The sequence below is a fragment of the Chitinophaga pinensis genome (assembly GCF_007896845.1).
Taxonomy (GTDB): domain Bacteria; phylum Bacteroidota; class Bacteroidia; order Chitinophagales; family Chitinophagaceae; genus Chitinophaga; species Chitinophaga pinensis_C.
The window spans coordinates 30,482-50,468 of record NZ_VOHS01000010.1 but is presented as its reverse complement, the minus strand read 5'-3'; the positions used below and the strand labels follow the sequence as shown (position 1 = coordinate 50,468).

Sequence of the window (19,987 nt, the reverse complement as noted above, 5' to 3'; positions counted from 1 at the left end):
TGATCATTACTTCTGTGAAACAGTTCTTTAATGATTTCGAAAAGGCATATGCAGATAAAATACCAGTTGTTTCCGGTGATTACACCGAGTTCTGGACAGATGGTATTGCTTCCGCAGCAAGAGAAACGGGCTACAACAGGAATGCGTCAGCTACCTTACAACAGGCCGATGCAGTATGGGCATTGCGTGGAAAAGCAGACTATCCGGCAACAGCAATAGATTCTATATGGAATAATATTCTGCTGTTTAATGAACATACCTGGGGTGCTTATAACAGCATCTCCAATCCGGAAGATCCAAAAGCAATTGCACAATGGGGGTATAAGCAGTCATTCGCGCTGAAAGGTCATGCACAATCAGCTGCGATGCTGCAATCAGCAACTGATGGAGCGGCTATTGCCAATGCTATTGATGTGTATAATACGATTGGTGAAGCACGTACAGAATTGGTACGTGTACCGGCAGCACAAAGTACAGCCGGTGATCTGGTGAAAGATGCCAATGGAAAGAAAGTACCTTCCCAGCGTCTCAGTACCGGCGAACTGGCCATACTGGTGCAGCATATCGATCCATATGTCAAACAGCGGTTTACCATCTATGCCGGTAAGGCATATGCCAATACGAAATCTGTTGTCAGCAATACCACCCTGCAAAATGAGCTGTATAAAGTAACACTGAATGCACAGACGGGTAATATCGAAAAACTTGAACGTAGTGGTATTCCTCATAACCTCGCGGATTCCGGTGGCTTGAACCGTTATTCCTATCTGCCGGGCGATTCATTAGAGCATATACAATATGCAGGTCCTGCAAAATTACAATAAAAGAGAACGGTCCGCTGGTAGTCAGTGTGGTCGTAACATCTGCCGCACCCGGCGCTAATACACTCAGTTCTGAGATCACATTGGTGGCAGGCGTGGATCGTGTACAGATCACCAACAATATCGATAAAAAAGCGATCACAGAGAAGAAGGTGTTCACTTCGGATTCCCTTTCAATGTACCCGGTGCACAGGTCAGATATAGCATTCCATGGGGCAGTATCAATGTGGAGGCTGACCAGTTACAATATGCCAACCGGAATTGGTATACCGTACAAAACTGGGTCGATGTATCCAATAAGGATTATGGGGTGACATGGTCAACACCGGATGCACCTTTGTTTGAAATAGGTACACAACAACAGCAGACCTCACAGGTGGATTACATGATTCTCCTAAATGGATCAGCTTTACAGAACAGCATCCTGCCATATATTCATGGGTAATGAATAATCTGTGGCATACCAATTTCCGGCATGCACAGGAAGGACCGACCACATTCCGTTATTATCTGACCGTACATCATAGCTATGATGTCTATGCTGCGAATCAACAGGGACTGGCTAATCATCGTCCGCTGATTGCAGCTCCTGCCAGTGGTCCGGCAACAGAATCCCTGCCATTTACCATCAATTCCAAAACGATCTATGTAGAGAGTCTGAAACCTGCAGCGGATGGAAAAGGGGTAATCGTATGGCTGGTGAATACAGCGGCGTCCGGGACAGGTGTTTTCTTTAAGGCAAAGGATCCCGCAACAAAACTACGGATCACAAGCACCAATATGCTGGAAGAATACAAGCAACTATTAGAGAACATCGTTACAATACCTCCGAAAGGTATTATGATGGTACGTGTGGAATACAAATAACAATAATCAGATTGGTCATGTTGAACACTGAAAAATATATCACTACGCAGCAAGGATCTGCACAAACTACTGACAACTGGCGTAGCTCGGGTCAGCCCTTACTGCCTTTGCAGCAGCCATCTTTACCGGAAGGCTATAACATCTACCCGGCACATCCTCTGGGTACGGGAAAAATAAAGGCAGGATACGAGACTCTGGCAGCATGGATGGCTGGTCATCCGGAGGTATTGATAGATGGTTATACAGGCGTGTTCTGGGAAGAAATACAGGAAGCACTGGCAGCCATATTCACCGAAAAAGGAATACGCGTAAAATGGCACTATACAACAGATGCACTAAAGGATACCGCAACTGTAGATCAACTGGTAGCACCGTTTACCGGTGAGCATGGCGCTGTATGGGGCACCCGTACCAGCCTGCAACTGGAAGACTTCTTTGACAAACAAAAGCTGGCAGCAATACAGGCGGATACAACCTATGATGTGAATATCGTCATTGGCACCGGTGCCGCATTGACAGCATGGAAGGCGCCATTGATTTACATGGATATGCCGAAGAATGAACTGCAATATCGTATGCGTGCAGGTGCAGCCGGTAATCTGGGTACGCAGACGACGGATAAACAGTCAGAGATGTACAAACGCGCGTACTTTGTAGACTGGGTAGTATTGAATGCACACAAGGCATCGATCGCAAATGATATCAGTGTGTTTGCCGATTCTCAATGGGGACAAACCCTTACATGGATACAGGCAGCAGACCTGAGAGCTGGTATACAACATATCAGTCAGGATACCTTCAGGGTAAGACCGTGGTTTGAAGCGGGCGCATGGGGCGGACAATGGATGAAACAACATATTGCTGGTCTGCCGCAGGAAGAAGTCAATCTGGCGTGGTCTTTTGAAATGATCGTCCCGGAGAACGGGGTGTTATTTGAAAGTGACCGCTATCTTTTTGAGATTCCGTTTGAATGGCTGATGTTCCTGCAGCATAAAGCTATTATGGGCAGACACGCGGAGATATTTGGTTATGAATTCCCGATACGCTTTGACTTTCTGGATACATTTGATGGTGGGAATCTGTCTATCCAGTGCCATCCCTCCATGGAATACATCCGTGAGCAGTTTGGTGAGACTTTTACACAGGATGAAACCTATTATATTTTAGATTGCAAAGAAGGCGCTGGTGTGTATCTTGGGTTTACGGAGAACATAGATCCGGAGCAGTTCAAAGCTATATTGGAATACAGTCAGCAACATAATCAGCCCGTAGCGATAACAGACTATGTACAACGTCACGAAGCAAAAAAACATGACCTGTTTCTGATACCTAATGGTACCGTGCATAGTGCGGGTGCTGATAATCTTGTGCTTGAGATCAGTGCAACGCCTTACATCTTTACTTTCAAGATGTATGACTGGCTGCGACTGGGATTGGATGGTCAGCCGAGACCTATCAACATCGACCATGCATTTAAAAACCTGATATTCAGCAGGAAGGGAGAACGGGTACAGCAGGAGCTGATATCTGCACCGGCATTAACACAAAAAGGGGCTGACTGGCAATTGTGGCATTTACCTACCCATGAGCAACATTTTTATGATGTAGCGCGCATAGAACTGGAAACTGCCGTATCTTTTGACACGGCAGGCCGCTGTCTGATATTGATGCTGGTTGAAGGTACTTCGGTGGCCGTAAAAACAGCCAATGGAAAAGAGACATTGTATCAGTATGCGGAAACATTTGTGATACCCGCTGCTGCTGAACATTATACACTCATTAACAAAGGTCCGGGAACAGCAAAAGTAGTACAGGCATTTCTGAAAGAGGACCATCCCGTATTCAGCATTATCAGTTATGAAAAAACAATCTAGCTTACTTTTAATGACCACTATGGTCGCTTCGTTGGGCGGCTTCCTGTTTGGTTTTGATATGGCCGTTGTATCGGGCATACTGCCTTTTGTAAAGGAGCAGTTCACGTTATCCTCTTTTCAGGAAGGATGGTTTGTCTCCTCAGCATTGGTGGGGTGTATTATCGGTGTTATTTTTTCCGGTAATCTCAGCGACAGATTGGGCAGGAAAAAACTGCTTTACATGGCAGCCTCTCTTTTCCTTTTAGCAGCGTTGGGTTGTGCCTTCTTTTCTACCCTTTTCTGGGTCATTGCCGCGCGTATCGGTGGTGGGGTGGCTGTGGGTATTGCCTCAAGCATAGTGCCGCTGTATCTGTCTGAAATTGCGCCTGATGATAAAAGAGGCAGATTGGTCACTTATTACCAGCTGGCCGTAACGATTGGGATTCTGGTGGCTTATTGCAGTAACGCCAGATTATTAACTTATGCAGAAGCACATAAGGCGGAGAATAGCGGTAGTCTGTTACACTTCCTTTTTGTACAGGAAGTATGGCGGGGCATGTTTGGTATTGGTATGATACCGGCAGCTTTGTTCCTTTTCGGACTGATATGGGTACCGGAGAGTCCCCGCTGGCTGATGCAACAGGGAAAAGAAAAAGAGACTGCAGGCTATGGACCTCTGTTTGTACCTGCTATGCGCAGGGCACTGCTGATTGGCATCCTACTGCCTTTATTCTCGCAATTCAGCGGTATTAATGCGATCATCTACTACGGTCCGACGATACTTAATAATGCAGGTATTACACTCAGTAACTCCTTCGTCAGCCAGATCATCTTTGGTGCTGCGAATGTCTTCTTTACCATATTTGCGATCTGGAAAGTAGATAGTCTGGGCAGAAGACCTTTATACCTTTGGGGAACGGCAGGAGCTACCATCAGTCTTATTCTGACAGGACTCTGTTTCTATCAGAACGTGGCTACCGGTATTCCTTTGTTACTGTCGGTTTTGGCTTTCCTCGCTTTCTTCGCTTTCTCTATCGGTCCTCTGAAGTTTGTGATAGCAGCAGAGATCTTTCCTGATAACATCCGTGCAAAGGCCTTGTCCCTCAGCATCATGGTGATGTGGGTATCAGATACGATTGTCGGCCAGCTTACACCCATACTTTTACGTAATCTGGGTACGGCACAGACATTCTGGTTTTTCGCCGTATTTTGTCTGGGGGCATTTATAGCGGTATACCGCTTATTGCCGGAAACCAAGGGACAGTCATTTGAACAGATAGAACAGTATTGGAAAAATTCAATCAAAAAGACAGCATAATGAACGGACTGGTATTAGCGGTGGATATCGGCGGATCTCATATTACAACGGCGCTGGTAGATATGCAGCAAAGGGCATTATTGCCCCGCTCTTTATGGCGTGCGCATATCAATTCAAATGGCAGTGCAGAAGACATTATCAGTGGATGGGTAGACGTGATGCAACAGTCTTTGGGCAATACGAATGGTGCTACCCATATCGGGATCGCTATGCCCGGTCCTTTTGATTATGAAGCCGGTATCAGTCTGATAACAGGTCTGCATAAATATGAGTCGTTATATGGTCTGAATGTAAAGAAGCTACTGGCAGAAAGACTGCATATCAGTCCGGATGCGATCCGGTTTACGAATGACGCATCCTGTTTCTTACAGGGAGAGCTGTTTGCCGGAGTTGCAGAAGGCGCACAATCTGCTCTCGGACTGACATTAGGCACCGGCTTCGGATCTTCCTTCGCAGAAAATGGTACCGCGCAGGAAGGGACCTTCTGGAAAACGCCTTTCCGGGAAACAACAGCGGAAGAATACTTTTCTACCAGATGGTTTTTGCGCAGATATGAAGTATTGAGCGGTGAAAAGATCAGCAGCGTAAAAGAACTGGCCTTGATGGCATATGAACCCGGATATGCAAAAAGTATATTTGAAGAATTTGGTCATAACCTCGCTGCCTTTCTGAAAGAACAGCAGCCAATCCCTTCGCTGATCGTATTGGGAGGGAATATTGCACAGGCGTTTCACCTGTTCTTTAGTGGTTTGGAAGAACAGTTGCCAGACGTACAGTTTGTAGTGTCTACATTGGGTGAAGACGCAATTTTGCTGGGAGCAGCAGGAGCGTGGTCTATGAAAGACTGATCTGAAGAATAAATAATTAAGAATTGGGGTTCTGGTGTGAAAGCATCGCTTCAATTCTTAATTGTTAATACCTGATTTTTAATTATTCATCATACGATAGTATAGTATTACCACTCCACTGCTGAAGGTTCTTGTCCGCATAAACTCCAACCTCACTTTCTCCTCCATATCCCTGAACATCGGCACGCCGGTCTGGATAAATACCGGATGCACCCAGATCTGGAATTCATCGATCAGTCCCTGCCGGATAAATGATTGTACGATACTGCTGCTGCCATAGATGATCATATCTTTCCCGGGAGATTGTTTCAGTTTCTGTACTTCTTCACTGATATTACCTTTTACCAGCCGGGTATTCTGCCAGCTGGCGCTTTCCAGTGTATGAGAGAATACGACTTTTGTATGGTTATTCATTAATGCTGCATATTCCAGTTCCACCCCTGTGAAGGTCCTGACAGGCCAGTAACGGGCCATCCGTTCATAGCTACGCCTGCCCAGCAGGATAGTATCCGTTTTTCCCAGCTGATGACAGAAGTAGAGCGACATCTCCTCGTTCCAGAGTGGGAAATGCCAGTCCAGTTCACCATCGATGCCCGCCATGAATCCGTCCAGCGTAACATTCATAGATACAATTATCTTTCTCATTCCATAAGAATTGCTCAATATCAAAGGTACAGTCACCGGATAGGTTGGAGGGGGCGTGTTCCGGACTTGTGGCGGGGTTGTTTCTGACATGCAAATTTCCTTATTTTTGTCGGGCAACCTGTTTAAATCAAATTCCCGATGAAACACATTTCAATCCTCGTGCCGGATGAGGCTGTATTAGGTACAATTGCTGATACACGCTACATGTTCATGACACTCAACGAGTTTCTGGAGGCTGATGGCAAATCTCCCATGTTCCGTGTACAACTGGTGGGATTAGGCGGAGAAGTAAGGTTCAATCAGGGCCTTTTCTCGATCCACCCGGATGTGCTGATAGGAGACGTGTCCCAAACAGACCTGATTGTCATTCCGCCTTTGAGTGGGAATCTTAAAGCAACGCTTGAAAGAAATAAGGCATTTCTTCCATGGATCATCGATCATTATCATCAGGGAGCGGAGGTAGCCAGTCTGTGTATTGGTTCCTTTATGCTGGCGGCAACAGGCTTGTTGAACGGAAGGGAATGTTCCAGTCACTGGGCGTCGGCGGCAGAGTTCAGAGCTATGTTTCCGGAGGTGGATCTGATAGATGGCAGGATCATTACGGAGGAGCAGGGCTTATATTCCAGCGGAGGGGCAACCTCTTACTGGAACCTGCTGTTACATCTGGTAGAGAAGATGACTGACCGTGAACTGGCCATCAGGATTGCAAAACTGTTTGCGCTGGAAATAGACAGGAAAACACAATCTCCTTTTGTCATGTTCAACGGACAAAAAAAACACGAGGATGAACCTATTAAAAAGGCGCAGGAATTTATCGAGTGTAACCTGACAGAAAGGATTTCTGTGGATGATCTGGCATCCCGTTTTGCCATCGGAAGAAGGCATTTCGATCGCCGCTTTAAAAAGGCGACCAACAATACACCCGCTGAATATATTCAACGGGTGAAGATTGAGGCCGCAAAGAAATGGCTGGAAAACAGCCACAAGAATGTGAATGAAGTTATGTACGAGGTAGGCTATAACGATACCAAGTCTTTCAGGACAGTGTTCAAAAAGATCACTGGATTGTCGCCTATTGACTACCGGAATAAATACAATAAAGAAGCGGTAGTGGCCTGACCTAATCGAGAAAATTGGAGGTCAGCGTATCCCACACTTCCTTGCCATTACCGTTGAATACCTGTTTGAGGGCATACATACCAAAACCTTTCGCCTGAGAGAATTCGATCTTGGGGGGCATGACCAGTACAGATGGATTCACGACAGCATCTATCAATACCGGACCGTCATGTTCGAACGCCTTTTGCAGGGCGGTACGTACATTGGCCGGATTCTCCACGCGTATACCTTTTATGCCGATGGCTTCTGCCATCCGGGCAAAATCAGGATTTTTCAGGTCTGTGCCGTAAGGTGGCAGACCGGCGACTTTCATTTCCATGGCCACGAAGCCCAGCGAACTGTTATTAAACACGACAATCTTAACCGGCAGGTTGTACTGAACAATCGTCAGAATATCTCCCATCAGCATAGAAAAACCACCATCACCCGAGAGAGAAATCACCTGTCTGCCGGGATGAGTGAGCTGTGCACCTATTGCTTGTGGCATTGCACTGGCCATAGAGCCATGGTTGAATGAGCCCAGCAGGCGTTGGCCTTTTTTCATTCTCAGGTACCGGGCCGCCCATACGGTAGGTTCACCCACATCTGCCGTAAAGATGGCATCCGGATCGGCCAGTTCGTTGATGATATGTGTGAGGTACTCCGGATGAATGGGCGTGGCATCTGCTTTGCCAATTGCATGATTTTCGAGTGATTCCCGGCTGTTATGATAGTGTGTGATACATTTATCCAGAAAGGATCTGTCCGTCCTCTGTTTCAGTAAGGGGAGCAGACAATAGAGTGTGTCCTTTACATCTCCCACAAGCCCGAGGGAAATAGCACAGCGTCTGCCAAGGCGTTCTGCCCGGATGTCTACCTGTACAATCTTTGCTTTGGAGGGGAACCAGTCTTTATAAGGAAAATCGGTCCCCAGCATGATCACGAGGTCACTTCGTTCCATGGCATGGTAACCGGAAGAGAATCCGATCAATCCGGTCATACCTACGTCAAAAGGGTTATCATATTCCACAAATTCCTTTCCTCTCAGGGCATGTACCATCGGAGAGAAGATCTTTTCACCAAAAGCGATCAGTTCATCATGCGCGCCGGCACAACCACGTCCGCAGAGGAGGGTGACTTTTTCAGCGGTATTGATCAGATCAGCCAGCTTATGCAGTTCTTTATCGGATGGACGGATAGCAGGCCGGCTGACCAGCAGGGGATGTTCCAGTCCGTTACTCTCTACTGTCTGTGTGGCAACGTCTCCTGAAAGGGCAATTACGGCCACACCCCCTAAACCGATGGCATGCTGCATGGCTGTCTGCAGTACCCGGGGCATTTGTCGTGCGGAAGCGATCGTTTCACAATAGTGACTACATTCCCGGAAGAGGGCTTCCGGTCTTGTTTCCTGAAAATAGGAGGTACCTATTTCGGTGCTGGGTATCTGGGCGGCGATTGCCAGTACGGGTGCCATACTCCGGTGGGCATCATAAAGTCCGTTGATCAGGTGCATATTGCCGGGGCCGCAGCTACCTGCACATACTGCCAGCTGACCTGTCAGTTGCGCTTCTGCTCCTGCGGCAAAAGCAGCGGCCTCTTCATGCCTGTAATGGATCCATTCCAGTTCTTTGTGCTGGCGTATCTCGTCAGTAATACTGTTTAGAGAGTCGCCAACCACGCCGTGTACTCTTTTTACTCCGGCGGCTATCAGTTGTTCTACTATTTGAGCAGCTATTGTTTTGGGCATAAACAAGGTATTTGTGAATTAAATGTACTGTTTCAAATCAATGCAACAGGTCGATCAGCCTGAATTTCGTTGATTCCGGCATGAAGAACCGTAACCTGTACAAAAACTGATGAGACTACCAGAAAAACTGAAATGCTCACCATTTTTTGTCCCGGGGAAAGCGTAAACTTGTGTACAAAACCGTAAACGCAATGATCACAGTGTTGTCAAGTCCGGCCCGGAATAGTGTAGTGTCCCTGATAGTATCAGAAGAACAGGCGGAAAAGATCAAAGTGCCAAAGAAATATGTCAGCCGTAAGGAGGAGATATTTCAAAGCTATCTCCGGCTGATAGATCAGCATCTTGCTGAGCTGCTGGCCGGAAAAGTTGAAGAGATGTTTGAACTGAGGAACTTCGCAGAAGCACTGTTCATTCATCCTACACACTTTAGCAATGTTATCAAAGAACATACCGGCTACCATCCCTGTTATTTTTATGAAGAGAAGCTGTTGCAGGTAGCAAAGGATCTGCTGATGGATAACAAGTATTCGGTAGCAGATGTTGCAGCAATGCTGACTTATGATCCTTCTAATTTTACGAAATGGTTTAAGGCATTTGAAGGAATGACGCCGACACAGTACAGAAAATTAAACATGAACAATTAAAAATTAAGAACAATAGGAGAGAGCGCTTCTGGTATGGAGGCGCTTTTTTATTTATAAGATAGCAGAACGCCTGATGTCCCCAAATACTGAAGAGGGTACCATTTTTCCTTAACTCTTCACCATAACCACACCTCCCCAAAGTCTCACCTTTGTCTTGTTAATAAAACATAAAAAAATGGCAACACAGAAAATAGCATTGGTAACCGGCGGTAGCCGCGGATTAGGAAAGAATACAGTACTTGAACTGGCAAAAGACGGGCATCATGTGGTGTTCACCTATCATAGTAAAAAAGAAGAAGCACAGGAAGTAGTGGCAGCAGTGCAGCAGTTCAATGTTGAAGCAGTTGCTTTGCAACTGGATGTGGCAGAGGTTAAATCATTTCCTGCTTTTAAAACAGCATTGCAACAGGTATTAAAAGAGAAATGGAATACCAGTCACATTGATTTTTTGGTGAACAATGCCGGAATAGACCGCTATTCACAGATCCCCGATACAACAGAAGAGGATTTTGACGCGTTAATGAATACCCACTTCAAAGGAGCTTATTTCCTTACACAAACATTACTGGACACCATCACAGATGGCGGTCGTATCGTGAACTTCTCTACTGGTCTGGCAAGATTTGTAACACCGGGTTATGCAGCTTATTCTTCCATGAAAGCAGCTGTATATAACTTCACAAAATACCTCGCGAAAGAACTTGGTAAAAGAGGGATTACTGCGAATGTAGTTGCACCCGGTCCTATTGAGACTGATTTCACCAGAAACGCTTTTGAGATCCCCGGTGTAAAAGATCATCTGGTAGGACAAACTGCGCTGGGTCGTATGGGTGTGCCGGATGATATAGGCGGTATTGTAGCCTTCCTTTGCAGCGAAAGAGCAAGATGGATCACTGCACAATGTATAGAAGCCTCTGGTGGATTATTTCTGTAATCCTTTCTTTGGCCCGCAAACGTAGCACCCGCATGGTATAACCATGCGGGTGTTTTGTTATTGGCAGTAATTATTCTTCCTGATATTTTGATAACTGATTTTTTGAATTATATTTGTCTACATAATTAGTAGACTAAACTATCGACCAACTATATGTCAGCTTTAATATGTTGAACGACTGATCTTTGAGCCCGTTGTATCCCACCAGCACAATAAGGCCCATTTCTGTAACACAATAGCAACCTTTCCATAACTATCAACAGTATGCTGTTGATACGGCATACTATTATCCAAACTGTTCGATGTGAAAAAACATTTACATGCTCCTGTTGTCCTGTGCATGCTGGTGGGGCCATTACTGAGTAATGCACAATCGCCTGCGTCTCCGTCGGCCGACACTACTATTGCTTCTTCTATGAATCGCACGCTCGGCGATGTCATTGTTGTAGGATATGGTGCACAAAGCAGAAAAGCCGTCATCGGCGCTGTCACCAGCATAAAGGCCGCAACTATCAAAGACAGACCTGTTGCCAGTTTTGACCAGCAATTACAGGGCCGCGCGCCCGGTGTGCAGGTAAGCGCCAATACCGGAGTACCCGGTGATGGTATCTTTTTTCGTATACGTGGTACGACTTCCATCAATGCCGGGAATGATCCTTTGTATGTAGTGGATGGTGTATTTATCAATAATCAGTCTTTACAAAAAGTCACTACACAGGGGCAGGGAAATAATCCGCTTGCAGATATTAATCCCGCAGATATTGAATCTATCTCTATTCTGAAAGATGCAACAGCGACGGCTATATATGGTGCAAGAGCTGCTAATGGTGTAGTGCTTATTACTACAAAAAGAGGCGCTTACAACAGCAGACCTAAAGTAGGTTTCAATACCTATCTGGGATTAGCATGGGCGCCCGAATTGTGGGAGCTGGTATCTGGTCCGGAACACGCAACTATCATCAACGAAGCATGGGTAAACGATGGGAAGCCATTTGATACACGCCCCTTCCGGCCTAAGTCAGCAGGTGGCCGCGGATTACCGGAAGAGCAGCCTACCTATGATCGGCTGCATGATATATTCCGTACCGGAGGTATACAGAATTATGATTTATCTCTATCAGGTGGAAACGAAAAAACAAGGTATTATCTCAGTGCTGGCTACAATAAACAACTGGCCAGTATCAAGACAAACGATTATCAGCGGGCCAGTCTGAAAGTAAATCTTGATCAGCAGATAACAGACCGGATCCGTGTTGGTAGCAGTAATTCCTTATCCCGTTCCCGCCGCACAAATGCGAGAGTAGGAGACGGTCCGCAGGGAGGTATACTACAGGCGGCATTACATACGCCTACCTATCTGCCAAAATTTAATGATGATGGCAGTTATGCCAAATGGGCCGGCTTTGACAATCTGGATGTACTGATTAAGTATACAGATATGAATTCAACCAGTATCCGTTATATCGGTAATCTGTATGCGGAAGCAGACATCCTGAAACAACTGAAATTCCGTACCAGCTGGAGTCTTGATTATAACGATTACGATGAATTTGAATATTGGAACAGCTATACAAACAGAGGTAGTGCCAGTAAAGGACTGGCCACTTCCAGTGTTAGTAAAAATACTGTCTGGGTCAACGAACAGACATTGTCTTATCGCAACAACAGCCAGCGGCATGCAATAGGTGTATTGGTGGGCAATTCCATACAGGGAAATATTGCGCAGCAAACATGGGCACAGGGTACCAACTTTCCCAGTGATGCCTTTAAACAAGTAGCTTCCGCTGCTACAACCACTGCTTCTTCCAACCGTGCGGAAAACAGACAGGTGTCTTTCTTTTCCCGTGTGGAATATAATTATGAAGGGAAATATCTGGCAGAAGTCAATTTCAGGGCAGATGCTTCTTCAAAATTCGGTAAGGATAATCAATGGGGATACTTTCCTTCATTGGGTGTTGCATGGAGGGCCAAAGAAGAACATTTCCTGCAGAGCGTAGATGTCATCAGTGACCTGAAACTGAGAGCAAACTATGGGCTGACGGGTAACCAGAATGGTATTGGCAACTTTGCCTCCAGAGGATTATGGGGTGGGGGCGCTAACTATCTGGATAATCCGGGTACCATTCCACAGCAATTGGCCAATCCGCAGTTAGGCTGGGAAACAACCCGTCAATGGAACTTCGGACTGGATCTTGGTTTACTGGATGATCGCATTAATGTGGAATTTAACTGGTATGATAAGTATACATCTGATCTGCTGTTAAATCTGCCTTTGCCGGTGAGCAGTGGTTTCAGAACGATTGCCAGCAACTCAGGAGAGATCAGCAATAAAGGACTGGAATTAGGGATTAATACAGTCAATATCCGTACAAAGCAATTTAGCTGGCAGACAGGTTTTAATATTGCGCGTAACATCAACCGTATTGAGAAACTGAACATTCCGATTGATGCATCTTACTCTGTGGAGAGAATGGCACAGGGATTCCCGATGCATTCCTTCTTTGTGTATAAGCAGTTGTATGTAGATGAGAAAACGGGTGATGCAGTGTATGAAGATGTAACAAAAGATGGTAAAATCACAGCGGCAGACAGACAGATGCTGGGACAGGCTACGCCGAAGTTTTTCGGTGGACTGAATAACACTTTTAGCTACAAAGGTTTTGATGCATCAGTATTTTTCAACTTCCAGTATGGCAACAAAGTATATAATAGTAACCGCTTCTTTCATGAATCAGGTGGTACGAGAGATGATCGCAGGGCTATCAATAAAAACCAGTTAAACAGGTGGCAGCAACCGGGAGATATAACGGATGTACCGAGGATCACTACCATCGGTAATAACTATGCGCTGAATCCTGTCAGTCGTTTTCTGGAAGATGGATCTTTCCTGCGACTCAGTTCTCTGACATTGGGATATACCGTGCCCGGAAGAGTGGCCGATCGTATCCATGCAAGCAATATCCGCATTTACTTCAGCGGTAGTAATCTATGGCTGCTGAAAAAATACAAAGGACCAGATCCGGAGGTAAATGTGACATCTGACCCTAATGTACAAGGGTATGATCTGGGTACACCTCCGCAGCCACGCACCGTGCAATTTGGTTTAAATCTTACGCTTTAATCTGCTTACAACATGAGATCAACATATACGCTATTAACAGCTGTGCTATTGACTACTGCGTCCTGCAGTAAATTTCTGGATGTACAGCCGGAGCAACAGGTGGATGATTCGCAGGCCATCACAAATGCAGCCAGTGCAGAAACAGCCGTGAACGGATTGTATAACCTGCTGGGTAATGATGGTTATTACGGATCAAATTTTCAGGCACTTTCTTATCTCTCCGGAGGTGATATACAGTGGACGGGTTCACAGTCTGCTCCACAGCAGATCGCCAATCGTCAGCTGAGTGCAGATAACGGCAATGTGGCCAGTTCATGGGCCGCGATCTATCGTACGATCCTCTCAGCGAACTATATCATTGATGCGATTCCTCCTTTGTCCGACCCTTTGTTTACACAGGCGAAGAAGGATCAGTTGACAGGAGAAGCCTATTTTGTACGCGCACTGGGTTATTTTGATCTGGCACGCGGCTGGGGAGGCGTACAGCTGATATTGACACCTACCCGTTTACCCGGTGACCATAGCGGCATTAAAAGAAGCAGTCTGACGGATACTTACGCACAGGTCCTGAGTGATCTGAATAAAGCAGAGCAGTTGTTACCACTTTCAACCAACCGGAACCGTGCAACGCGTAAAACTGCATGGGCTTTAAAGGCACGTTATTTTTTATACCGCACACAATGGGATTCGGCAGCAGTGTACGCGACGAAGGTAATAGATGATGCAGCTAACTATAAACTGGCTAAACCTTACAGCGCATTCTTTGCAAATAATGCAGTAGCGACAACGGAATCCGTATTGGAAATTGCCTATAGTGTTTCCTTTAAAAATGGTCACTACAACTGGTGGTTACCACCTGCGCTTGGCGGCAGAAGAGAATGGGCGCCGAATGCACAACTGGTAAGTCAGTTAAATGATCCGGCTGTTGGAGGTAACAGAAATGCATTGATCGGACAGACGGCTCCTCCGGGCAATCTCTGGTATGGTAAATTGTACTATCGTACACCAACTGGTACAGATCCGGCTTATCTGATCCGCATTGCAGAGCTGTATCTGATACGAGCGGAAGCAAGAGCGAGGGCAGGTGCATTGACAACTGCCCTGGAAGATCTGAATGCTATCAGGGATAGAGCCGGTCTTGCTACATTTACTGAAGCAACACAGGCAGCAATAATACTGGCAGTGGAGCAGGAGAGAAGACTTGAGTTTGCATTTGAAGGTGATCGTTGGTTTGATCTTGTACGTACGGGAAGAGTGGCAACTGTGTTAGGCGTAACTGATAAGAACCGTCAGGTATTTCCTATTCCTGCTGACGAACTGCTGGCAGATAAATCCCTTGAGCCTAATCCGGGATATTAATACATGCTTATACATTCATTAAAATGATTTCTATGAAACGCTTGTTTGTAGTTGTTTTTACTCTGTTGTCAATAGCCGGTACAGGTCTGGCGCAACAGCATAGTGACGCATCTGTCGGTCCGCAGAAAGGTGCACTGATAATTGTAGGCGGTGGTAAGGTAGGACCTGAGATATGGGCACGCTTTGTTGAACTGGCGGGTGGTCCTAACGCCAATATCGTTGTAATTCCTACCGCTGGAGAAGACTCTGCGCTGGCAACAGGTAAGTCTTTTGAAAAGGAATTATTACAGGATCTGGGTGTTGCGAATGTGACGGTATTACATACGCGTGATCCGAAAGTAGCCAATACGGAGAGTTTTGTAGCACCGCTTAAAAAGGCGACTGCCATCTGGTTTCCCGGGGGGAGACAATGGAAGATAGCCGATGCATATCTGCATACACTGGCAGAAAAGGAGATTAAAGCAGTGCTGACACGAGGTGGCGTGATCGGCGGTACTTCTGCCGGTGCGACGATACAGGGCTCTTTCCTGCTTCGCGGAGATACAAAGGGGAATGGTATACTGGAAGGAGATCATGTACAGGGACTGGATCTTATTCATAAGGTGGCTATTGATCAGCACATCCTGCGCCGCAACAGGCAATTCGATCTCATTGGTGTAATTAAAGCGCATCCTGAGTTGTTGGGTATCGGTATAGATGAAAGCACCGCCATAGTCGTACAGAAGGATACATTCGAAGTGATTGGTAACTCCTATGTAGCGGTCTATGATATTGCACATATTAATGGAAAGGAGAAAAGTCCTACAGGAGAGTACAATACGGATGGGCCTTTCTATTTTCTGGGAAGAGGACAGCGTTTTGATCTGCAGCAGCGAAAGGTGATTGCTACCAGCCCTGTAAGACAGTCAGGTGTCAATACGCCGCGTTTAAGTAATAATTAGTATACAGTCAGACAATCGCACATTGCAGGGCTGTTCGTCATCCGGTGGATGGTGTGAAGCGTCTGAAAGTAGCATAACGATATTGAAGATAACAGCTGATACCGGGTGGACATCTGCCCGGTATTTTTATTGTGTGTAATGGCGGAGAGGGCATCCGGGAGATATTGGAAGAAAGAGCTGGACAGGATTATCCAGCTGTTATATCTCACGTTATGAAGAGACATGCTTCCGCATGCCTATCAGGTCCGCAATATAGCGCCCTGAACCAAAACAAGTTATTAATAGGGTGTTAAAAGAGTTGTTAAAAAATCCGCCGGTTTATCATGTGAAGGTTGGTTTAGAAGGACGACAGGTGTCCGTACACCAGAAATTTTTTGAATATGAACCGGCAAATGAACATTGTCACGGATTGAATCCATCTGCCGTTATTTTTACAGGAAATAGGGTTGCTTTCTGTAAAAAGTTATATCTTGGCAGGAATTGTATGTTTATAGCATAATATCCTGTGAATAAATATATAGTAGAAGCCTAATTAGATAAATGTTAGCAGCACGAATTACAAGAATTGAGGAGAGACTCGCGCAACATGGAATCAACAATTATCAGATCGCGTATCCCGAATACCTGAATTTTGATCACCAACTATTTGCGACTCCGCGGGAAGTAGGGTGCAGAGTAATGATTTTGCTTGCAATTGCCTACACGATACAGGACAATTCGAAGAAATTCGGCATTGTGAACTGGCTCAAGAATGAGAACATCTGGTCTTATGTGAGCGAAAAGGAAGCTATCTACCTGAATGGTGGTACTGTGAGCGATGATACGCTGACGGCCCTGTGCTGGAGAATAGAAGCCGCTTATATTCTGGCCTGGTCACTGAATCTGGTAAGGGAAAGACCTATACCCGGTCAGGAGCTCAGTGAAGATCAGATCAGTGAACTGATTGACAGTCTGCCCGCGTTGGGGGATAAGCTGGGAGACTTTCTGGACCGCCTGTATTTCCGTAATCCGGAAGAGATCTACGACGAAAATATCTTTTACGAACTGACCACGACGCATTACAGAGATAGCCTGTTTGCCGGCCGCAGAAGCACGGCAGATGTGCATGTTCCTGCTTCTTTTGAACGTCATCTGGCCCTGAACTGGCTGAGACGTTTCATGAATGTGCGGGACTGGGATCTCACAGATACCTCTACTTTATAATATTCGCCTATCAGCAGCTTTGTACAGGCCGTATCTTCCATACTATTGGAAAATACGGCCTGTATGATCTATATTGTAAGTAAACCAGAATCACTATGCAACGCAGGTCTGTTTTACTGACATTGTTCTGCCTGATGTCAATTTCCACGCTTTTAGCCCAGGATACGGCCAAAACCTTTTATTTGTGGCCCAATGGTGCACCCGGTTATGAAAGCAGGAAAAACGAGCCGGAAGAGGCCAAAGATTACTACGTAAAGAATATCCACAATCCATCTGTTACTATTTATCTTCCGCCAAAGGAAAAAGCAACCGGCGCAGCCGTTGTGATCTGTCCCGGAGGAGGTTTCCGTTTGCTGGTATATACTTCCGAAGGACTGGCACCCGCCCGCTTCCTGAATAGTATAGGCGTTGCGGCGATCATCCTGAAATACCGCCTGTTCCGCGAGGAAAACTCTCCGTATACACTCGAAAAAGAGATCCGTCAGGATGCTTACCGCGCCATGCGTTTTGTACGGAGTCATGCGACGGAATGGAATATTGATACCAACAGGGTTGGGATCTGGGGCTTTTCTGCCGGTGGCGAAGTGGTATCACAGGTGGCTTATACACCCGGATATGGCGATCCGGCTGCCAAAGACCCGATTGACCGCCTGAATGGTAAACCTGACTTCCAGATACTGGTATATCCCGGACCATTGGGCATTCCCGAAAAAGTGCCTGCAGATGCCCCTAAAGCTTTCCTTATCGCCGCTAATGATGATGAATGTTGCTCTGTACCAATAGTGCAGCTGCTGGAACGTTACCGGCAGGCAAAGGTGCCGGTAGAGGCGCATATTTTTGCTAACGGCAACCATGCCTTCAATATGGGGTACCGTTCTAACCTGCAATCCATTAAGGCATGGCCGCCGCTGCTCACCAACTGGATGACGGATAGTCATATTCTGACGCCTGCGACAACGGCTACGAAGTAGTAGATCAATTTTTTTTATATCTGACCCCGGACCGGTTAACTCGGTCCGGGGTTTTTGTTTTAATGACTTTCGTTCAAAAACTTGATTTCCTGATAGGTGAAACTGCTAATATCTGCGGTCTGTTTCTAGTAAAACAGGTCGTTTTTATCCCGTTTGCATCAGGAAGATTTTTCGGAGATGACCCGTAGATAAGCCGTATATAAGCCGTAGATACTCCATTCCTATAGGAACGGCTTATCTACGGCTTATATACGGGTTATCTACAGCTTATCTATGACTAACCTTCCTGACACCGCCCTGATAAAAGGCCTTTCAGGAACGACCTGATAGTAGACTCGTATAAATTGTTAGTATCCGGTAAAAAAAATTATATGCGTTACAACTGAAGATGATTGATTTTATTAATATATCGACATGTGACAATTAAATGACAAATTGAGGAATTGTCATTCAATTGCCATCGGGCAGGAATCGATAAATTTGCAATAATGAATAAGAAATTAGACATTAAAAGAATTGAAAGAATTTCCAAAGCATTGGGTGACCCATATCGTATCAAGATTGTTGAAGCCATAAAAAAAGAGCAGGATTGGACGCAATGCACCGTATTGCTTGAAATGCTCGACCTCGCACAATCCACCGTGTCCCATCATATCAAACAACTGGTAGACGCTGACCTGCTGATTGCAGAAAAGGAAGGGCGTAATGCCAAATACAAGCTCAACAAAGAGATCTTTGCAGAGTATATAAAATACCTTTCTATCTTCACTGTGTAGGCAGTGATAAATTAAAGCACATCATTGCTTTTTTTAATGTGTACCAATCGAAACTTTTAGATACATACCCGCCTTCTAAAAATACCGTGCTATGCTTAAACATTACGAAATGCTGGATAATCCGGTCTGGCAGGCTTTACAGACAGTACACCGGTCATTTGCACAAGGAACACCACAGGTACAAAGATATCCTGCAGGTGTTTTACAATTCATGGGATGTGCTGATCCGGCGACTGCCGATATCAATGAGCTATTGCCATGGACAAGTGTAGGAGAGAAGTTGATCATCATCGGTGAATTGCCGGTATTACCTGATAACTGGCAGCTGGTACGCCAGCTGGATTGTATACAGATGACCTGTGAAGCGGCTTTGCCTGTTGCAGAAAAAGAAGAAGTGATTGCATTGAATGAAAATGATATTCCCGACATGCTGGCCCTGACGGGGCTGGTACAACCGGGTTTCTTTTTTGAAGGTACTCCCTTACTTGGACAGTACTATGGCATCCGGCAGGAAGGGCAGCTGGTGGCGGTGGCTGGTGAACGTACAAAGGTAACAGGCATGATAGAAGTGAGTGCCGTGTGTACGCATCCGTCGTTTACCGGCAGAGGATATGCACAACAGCTGGTGACGCATATCATGGCTACCAATATCTCTGCGGGTAATGCCTTGTACTTACATTTCGTCAACAGCAATGAAAGAGCGAGGAAAGTATATGAGTTGCTGGGATTTAAATACAGACGTCCGATTGTATTCTGGGAGATCATCAGAAATAGCTGATAAAAAAGAAGGGTATATCAGCAAGCTGGTATACCCTTCCGTGTTAAATGTTGCTCTTTTTTT

General features: G+C 45.8%; 16 protein-coding genes. 14 read left to right on the top strand and 2 right to left on the bottom strand.

What is annotated here, in order from left to right; translation table 11 throughout:
- Positions 1-1,265 precede the first annotated feature (1,265 nt).
- From FEF09_RS12315 to FEF09_RS12300, 4 genes are read left to right on the top strand one after another with little or no spacing between them, the layout of a single operon-like run.
- Positions 1,266-1,688 (top strand): hypothetical protein, encoded by a 423-nt coding sequence (locus FEF09_RS12315; RefSeq protein WP_146305389.1) that lies wholly within the window; start codon positions 1,266-1,268, stop codon positions 1,686-1,688.
- A 17-nt stretch (positions 1,689-1,705) separates the two neighbouring features.
- The gene (locus FEF09_RS12310; RefSeq protein ID WP_146305388.1) at positions 1,706-3,562 is read left to right on the top strand and encodes a class I mannose-6-phosphate isomerase; all 1,857 of its coding nucleotides are present in this window, start codon (positions 1,706-1,708) and stop codon (positions 3,560-3,562) included.
- Entirely contained in the window at positions 3,546-4,859 is a 1,314-nt protein-coding gene (locus tag FEF09_RS12305; protein ID WP_146305387.1) for an MFS transporter, read from the top strand. Before FEF09_RS12310 ends, FEF09_RS12305 begins: the two co-directional genes overlap by 17 nt.
- Positions 4,859-5,707 carry an ROK family protein gene (locus FEF09_RS12300; protein WP_146305386.1) on the top strand — a complete coding sequence of 283 codons (849 nt, stop codon included), beginning with the start codon at positions 4,859-4,861 and terminating at the stop codon, positions 5,705-5,707. The genes FEF09_RS12305 and FEF09_RS12300 overlap by 1 nt, the downstream gene beginning before the upstream one ends.
- 78 nt (positions 5,708-5,785) lie before the next feature.
- Here FEF09_RS12300 and FEF09_RS12295 read toward each other — a convergent pair whose 3' ends face one another.
- Positions 5,786-6,352 (bottom strand): dihydrofolate reductase family protein, encoded by a 567-nt coding sequence (locus tag FEF09_RS12295; protein ID WP_146305385.1) that lies wholly within the window; start codon positions 6,350-6,352, stop codon positions 5,786-5,788.
- Between the two features lie 138 nt (positions 6,353-6,490).
- Between FEF09_RS12295 and FEF09_RS12290 the strand changes: the two genes are divergently transcribed.
- On the top strand, positions 6,491-7,471 hold the full coding sequence (locus FEF09_RS12290; RefSeq protein ID WP_146305384.1) for a GlxA family transcriptional regulator: 981 nt from the start codon (positions 6,491-6,493) through the stop codon (positions 7,469-7,471).
- 1 nt (position 7,472) lies between these two features.
- On the opposite strand, the gene poxB is transcribed toward FEF09_RS12290, so the two are convergent.
- Entirely contained in the window at positions 7,473-9,197 is a 1,725-nt protein-coding gene (gene poxB, locus FEF09_RS12285; protein ID WP_146305383.1) for a ubiquinone-dependent pyruvate dehydrogenase, read from the bottom strand.
- Positions 9,198-9,388: 191 nt separating this feature from the next.
- On the opposite strand from poxB, the gene FEF09_RS12280 reads away from it, so the two are divergent.
- The 9 genes from FEF09_RS12280 to FEF09_RS12240 all read left to right on the top strand — a co-directional run bounded on the left by FEF09_RS12280 (position 9,389) and on the right by FEF09_RS12240 (position 19,924).
- The gene (locus FEF09_RS12280; protein ID WP_146305382.1) at positions 9,389-9,841 is read left to right on the top strand and encodes a helix-turn-helix domain-containing protein; all 453 of its coding nucleotides are present in this window, start codon (positions 9,389-9,391) and stop codon (positions 9,839-9,841) included.
- A gap of 175 nt (positions 9,842-10,016) precedes the next feature.
- The gene (locus FEF09_RS12275) at positions 10,017-10,775 is read left to right on the top strand and encodes an SDR family NAD(P)-dependent oxidoreductase (protein WP_146305381.1); all 759 of its coding nucleotides are present in this window, start codon (positions 10,017-10,019) and stop codon (positions 10,773-10,775) included.
- 304 nt (positions 10,776-11,079) lie between these two features.
- Positions 11,080-13,896, top strand: coding sequence for a SusC/RagA family TonB-linked outer membrane protein (locus FEF09_RS12270; protein ID WP_222596952.1), 2,817 nt, complete (start codon positions 11,080-11,082; stop codon positions 13,894-13,896).
- A gap of 12 nt (positions 13,897-13,908) precedes the next feature.
- A complete protein-coding gene (locus tag FEF09_RS12265) occupies positions 13,909-15,255 on the top strand; it encodes a RagB/SusD family nutrient uptake outer membrane protein (RefSeq protein ID WP_146305380.1) in 1,347 nt (448 codons plus the stop codon).
- A gap of 32 nt (positions 15,256-15,287) precedes the next feature.
- Complete coding sequence (locus FEF09_RS12260) at positions 15,288-16,196, top strand: cyanophycinase (RefSeq protein ID WP_146305379.1); 909 nt, start codon at positions 15,288-15,290, stop codon at positions 16,194-16,196.
- A 540-nt stretch (positions 16,197-16,736) separates the two neighbouring features.
- On the top strand, positions 16,737-17,399 hold the full coding sequence (locus FEF09_RS12255; RefSeq protein WP_146305378.1) for a DUF4272 domain-containing protein: 663 nt from the start codon (positions 16,737-16,739) through the stop codon (positions 17,397-17,399).
- 95 nt (positions 17,400-17,494) lie between these two features.
- Positions 17,495-18,370, top strand: coding sequence for an alpha/beta hydrolase (locus tag FEF09_RS12250; RefSeq protein WP_146305377.1), 876 nt, complete (start codon positions 17,495-17,497; stop codon positions 18,368-18,370).
- A 488-nt stretch (positions 18,371-18,858) separates the two neighbouring features.
- Positions 18,859-19,146: an ArsR/SmtB family transcription factor gene (locus tag FEF09_RS12245; RefSeq protein ID WP_012790099.1), complete on the top strand. Its 288-nt coding sequence runs from the start codon at positions 18,859-18,861 to the stop codon at positions 19,144-19,146.
- A 91-nt stretch (positions 19,147-19,237) separates the two neighbouring features.
- A complete protein-coding gene (locus FEF09_RS12240) occupies positions 19,238-19,924 on the top strand; it encodes a GNAT family N-acetyltransferase (protein WP_146305376.1) in 687 nt (228 codons plus the stop codon).
- The last annotated feature ends 63 nt before the right edge of the window (positions 19,925-19,987 follow it).

Bases quoted from the DNA above. Each gene is read 5' to 3' on its own strand.
- FEF09_RS12260 (WP_146305379.1), top strand. From the start codon at position 15,288: ATGAAACGCTTGTTTGTAGTTGTTTTTACTCTGTTGTCAATAGCCGGT.
- FEF09_RS12245 (WP_012790099.1), top strand. From the start codon at position 18,859: ATGAATAAGAAATTAGACATTAAAAGAATTGAAAGAATTTCCAAAGCA.
- FEF09_RS12275 (WP_146305381.1), top strand. From the start codon at position 10,017: ATGGCAACACAGAAAATAGCATTGGTAACCGGCGGTAGCCGCGGATTA.
- FEF09_RS12290 (WP_146305384.1), top strand. From the start codon at position 6,491: ATGAAACACATTTCAATCCTCGTGCCGGATGAGGCTGTATTAGGTACA.
- FEF09_RS12265 (WP_146305380.1), top strand. From the start codon at position 13,909: ATGAGATCAACATATACGCTATTAACAGCTGTGCTATTGACTACTGCG.
- FEF09_RS12305 (WP_146305387.1), top strand. From the start codon at position 3,546: ATGAAAAAACAATCTAGCTTACTTTTAATGACCACTATGGTCGCTTCG.
- FEF09_RS12240 (WP_146305376.1), top strand. From the start codon at position 19,238: ATGCTTAAACATTACGAAATGCTGGATAATCCGGTCTGGCAGGCTTTA.
- FEF09_RS12315 (WP_146305389.1), top strand. From the start codon at position 1,266: ATGAATAATCTGTGGCATACCAATTTCCGGCATGCACAGGAAGGACCG.
- FEF09_RS12280 (WP_146305382.1), top strand. From the start codon at position 9,389: ATGATCACAGTGTTGTCAAGTCCGGCCCGGAATAGTGTAGTGTCCCTG.
- FEF09_RS12300 (WP_146305386.1), top strand. From the start codon at position 4,859: ATGAACGGACTGGTATTAGCGGTGGATATCGGCGGATCTCATATTACA.
- FEF09_RS12255 (WP_146305378.1), top strand. From the start codon at position 16,737: ATGTTAGCAGCACGAATTACAAGAATTGAGGAGAGACTCGCGCAACAT.
- FEF09_RS12310 (WP_146305388.1), top strand. From the start codon at position 1,706: ATGTTGAACACTGAAAAATATATCACTACGCAGCAAGGATCTGCACAA.
- FEF09_RS12250 (WP_146305377.1), top strand. From the start codon at position 17,495: ATGCAACGCAGGTCTGTTTTACTGACATTGTTCTGCCTGATGTCAATT.
- poxB (WP_146305383.1), bottom strand. From the start codon at position 9,197: ATGCCCAAAACAATAGCTGCTCAAATAGTAGAACAACTGATAGCCGCC.
- FEF09_RS12295 (WP_146305385.1), bottom strand. From the start codon at position 6,352: ATGAGAAAGATAATTGTATCTATGAATGTTACGCTGGACGGATTCATG.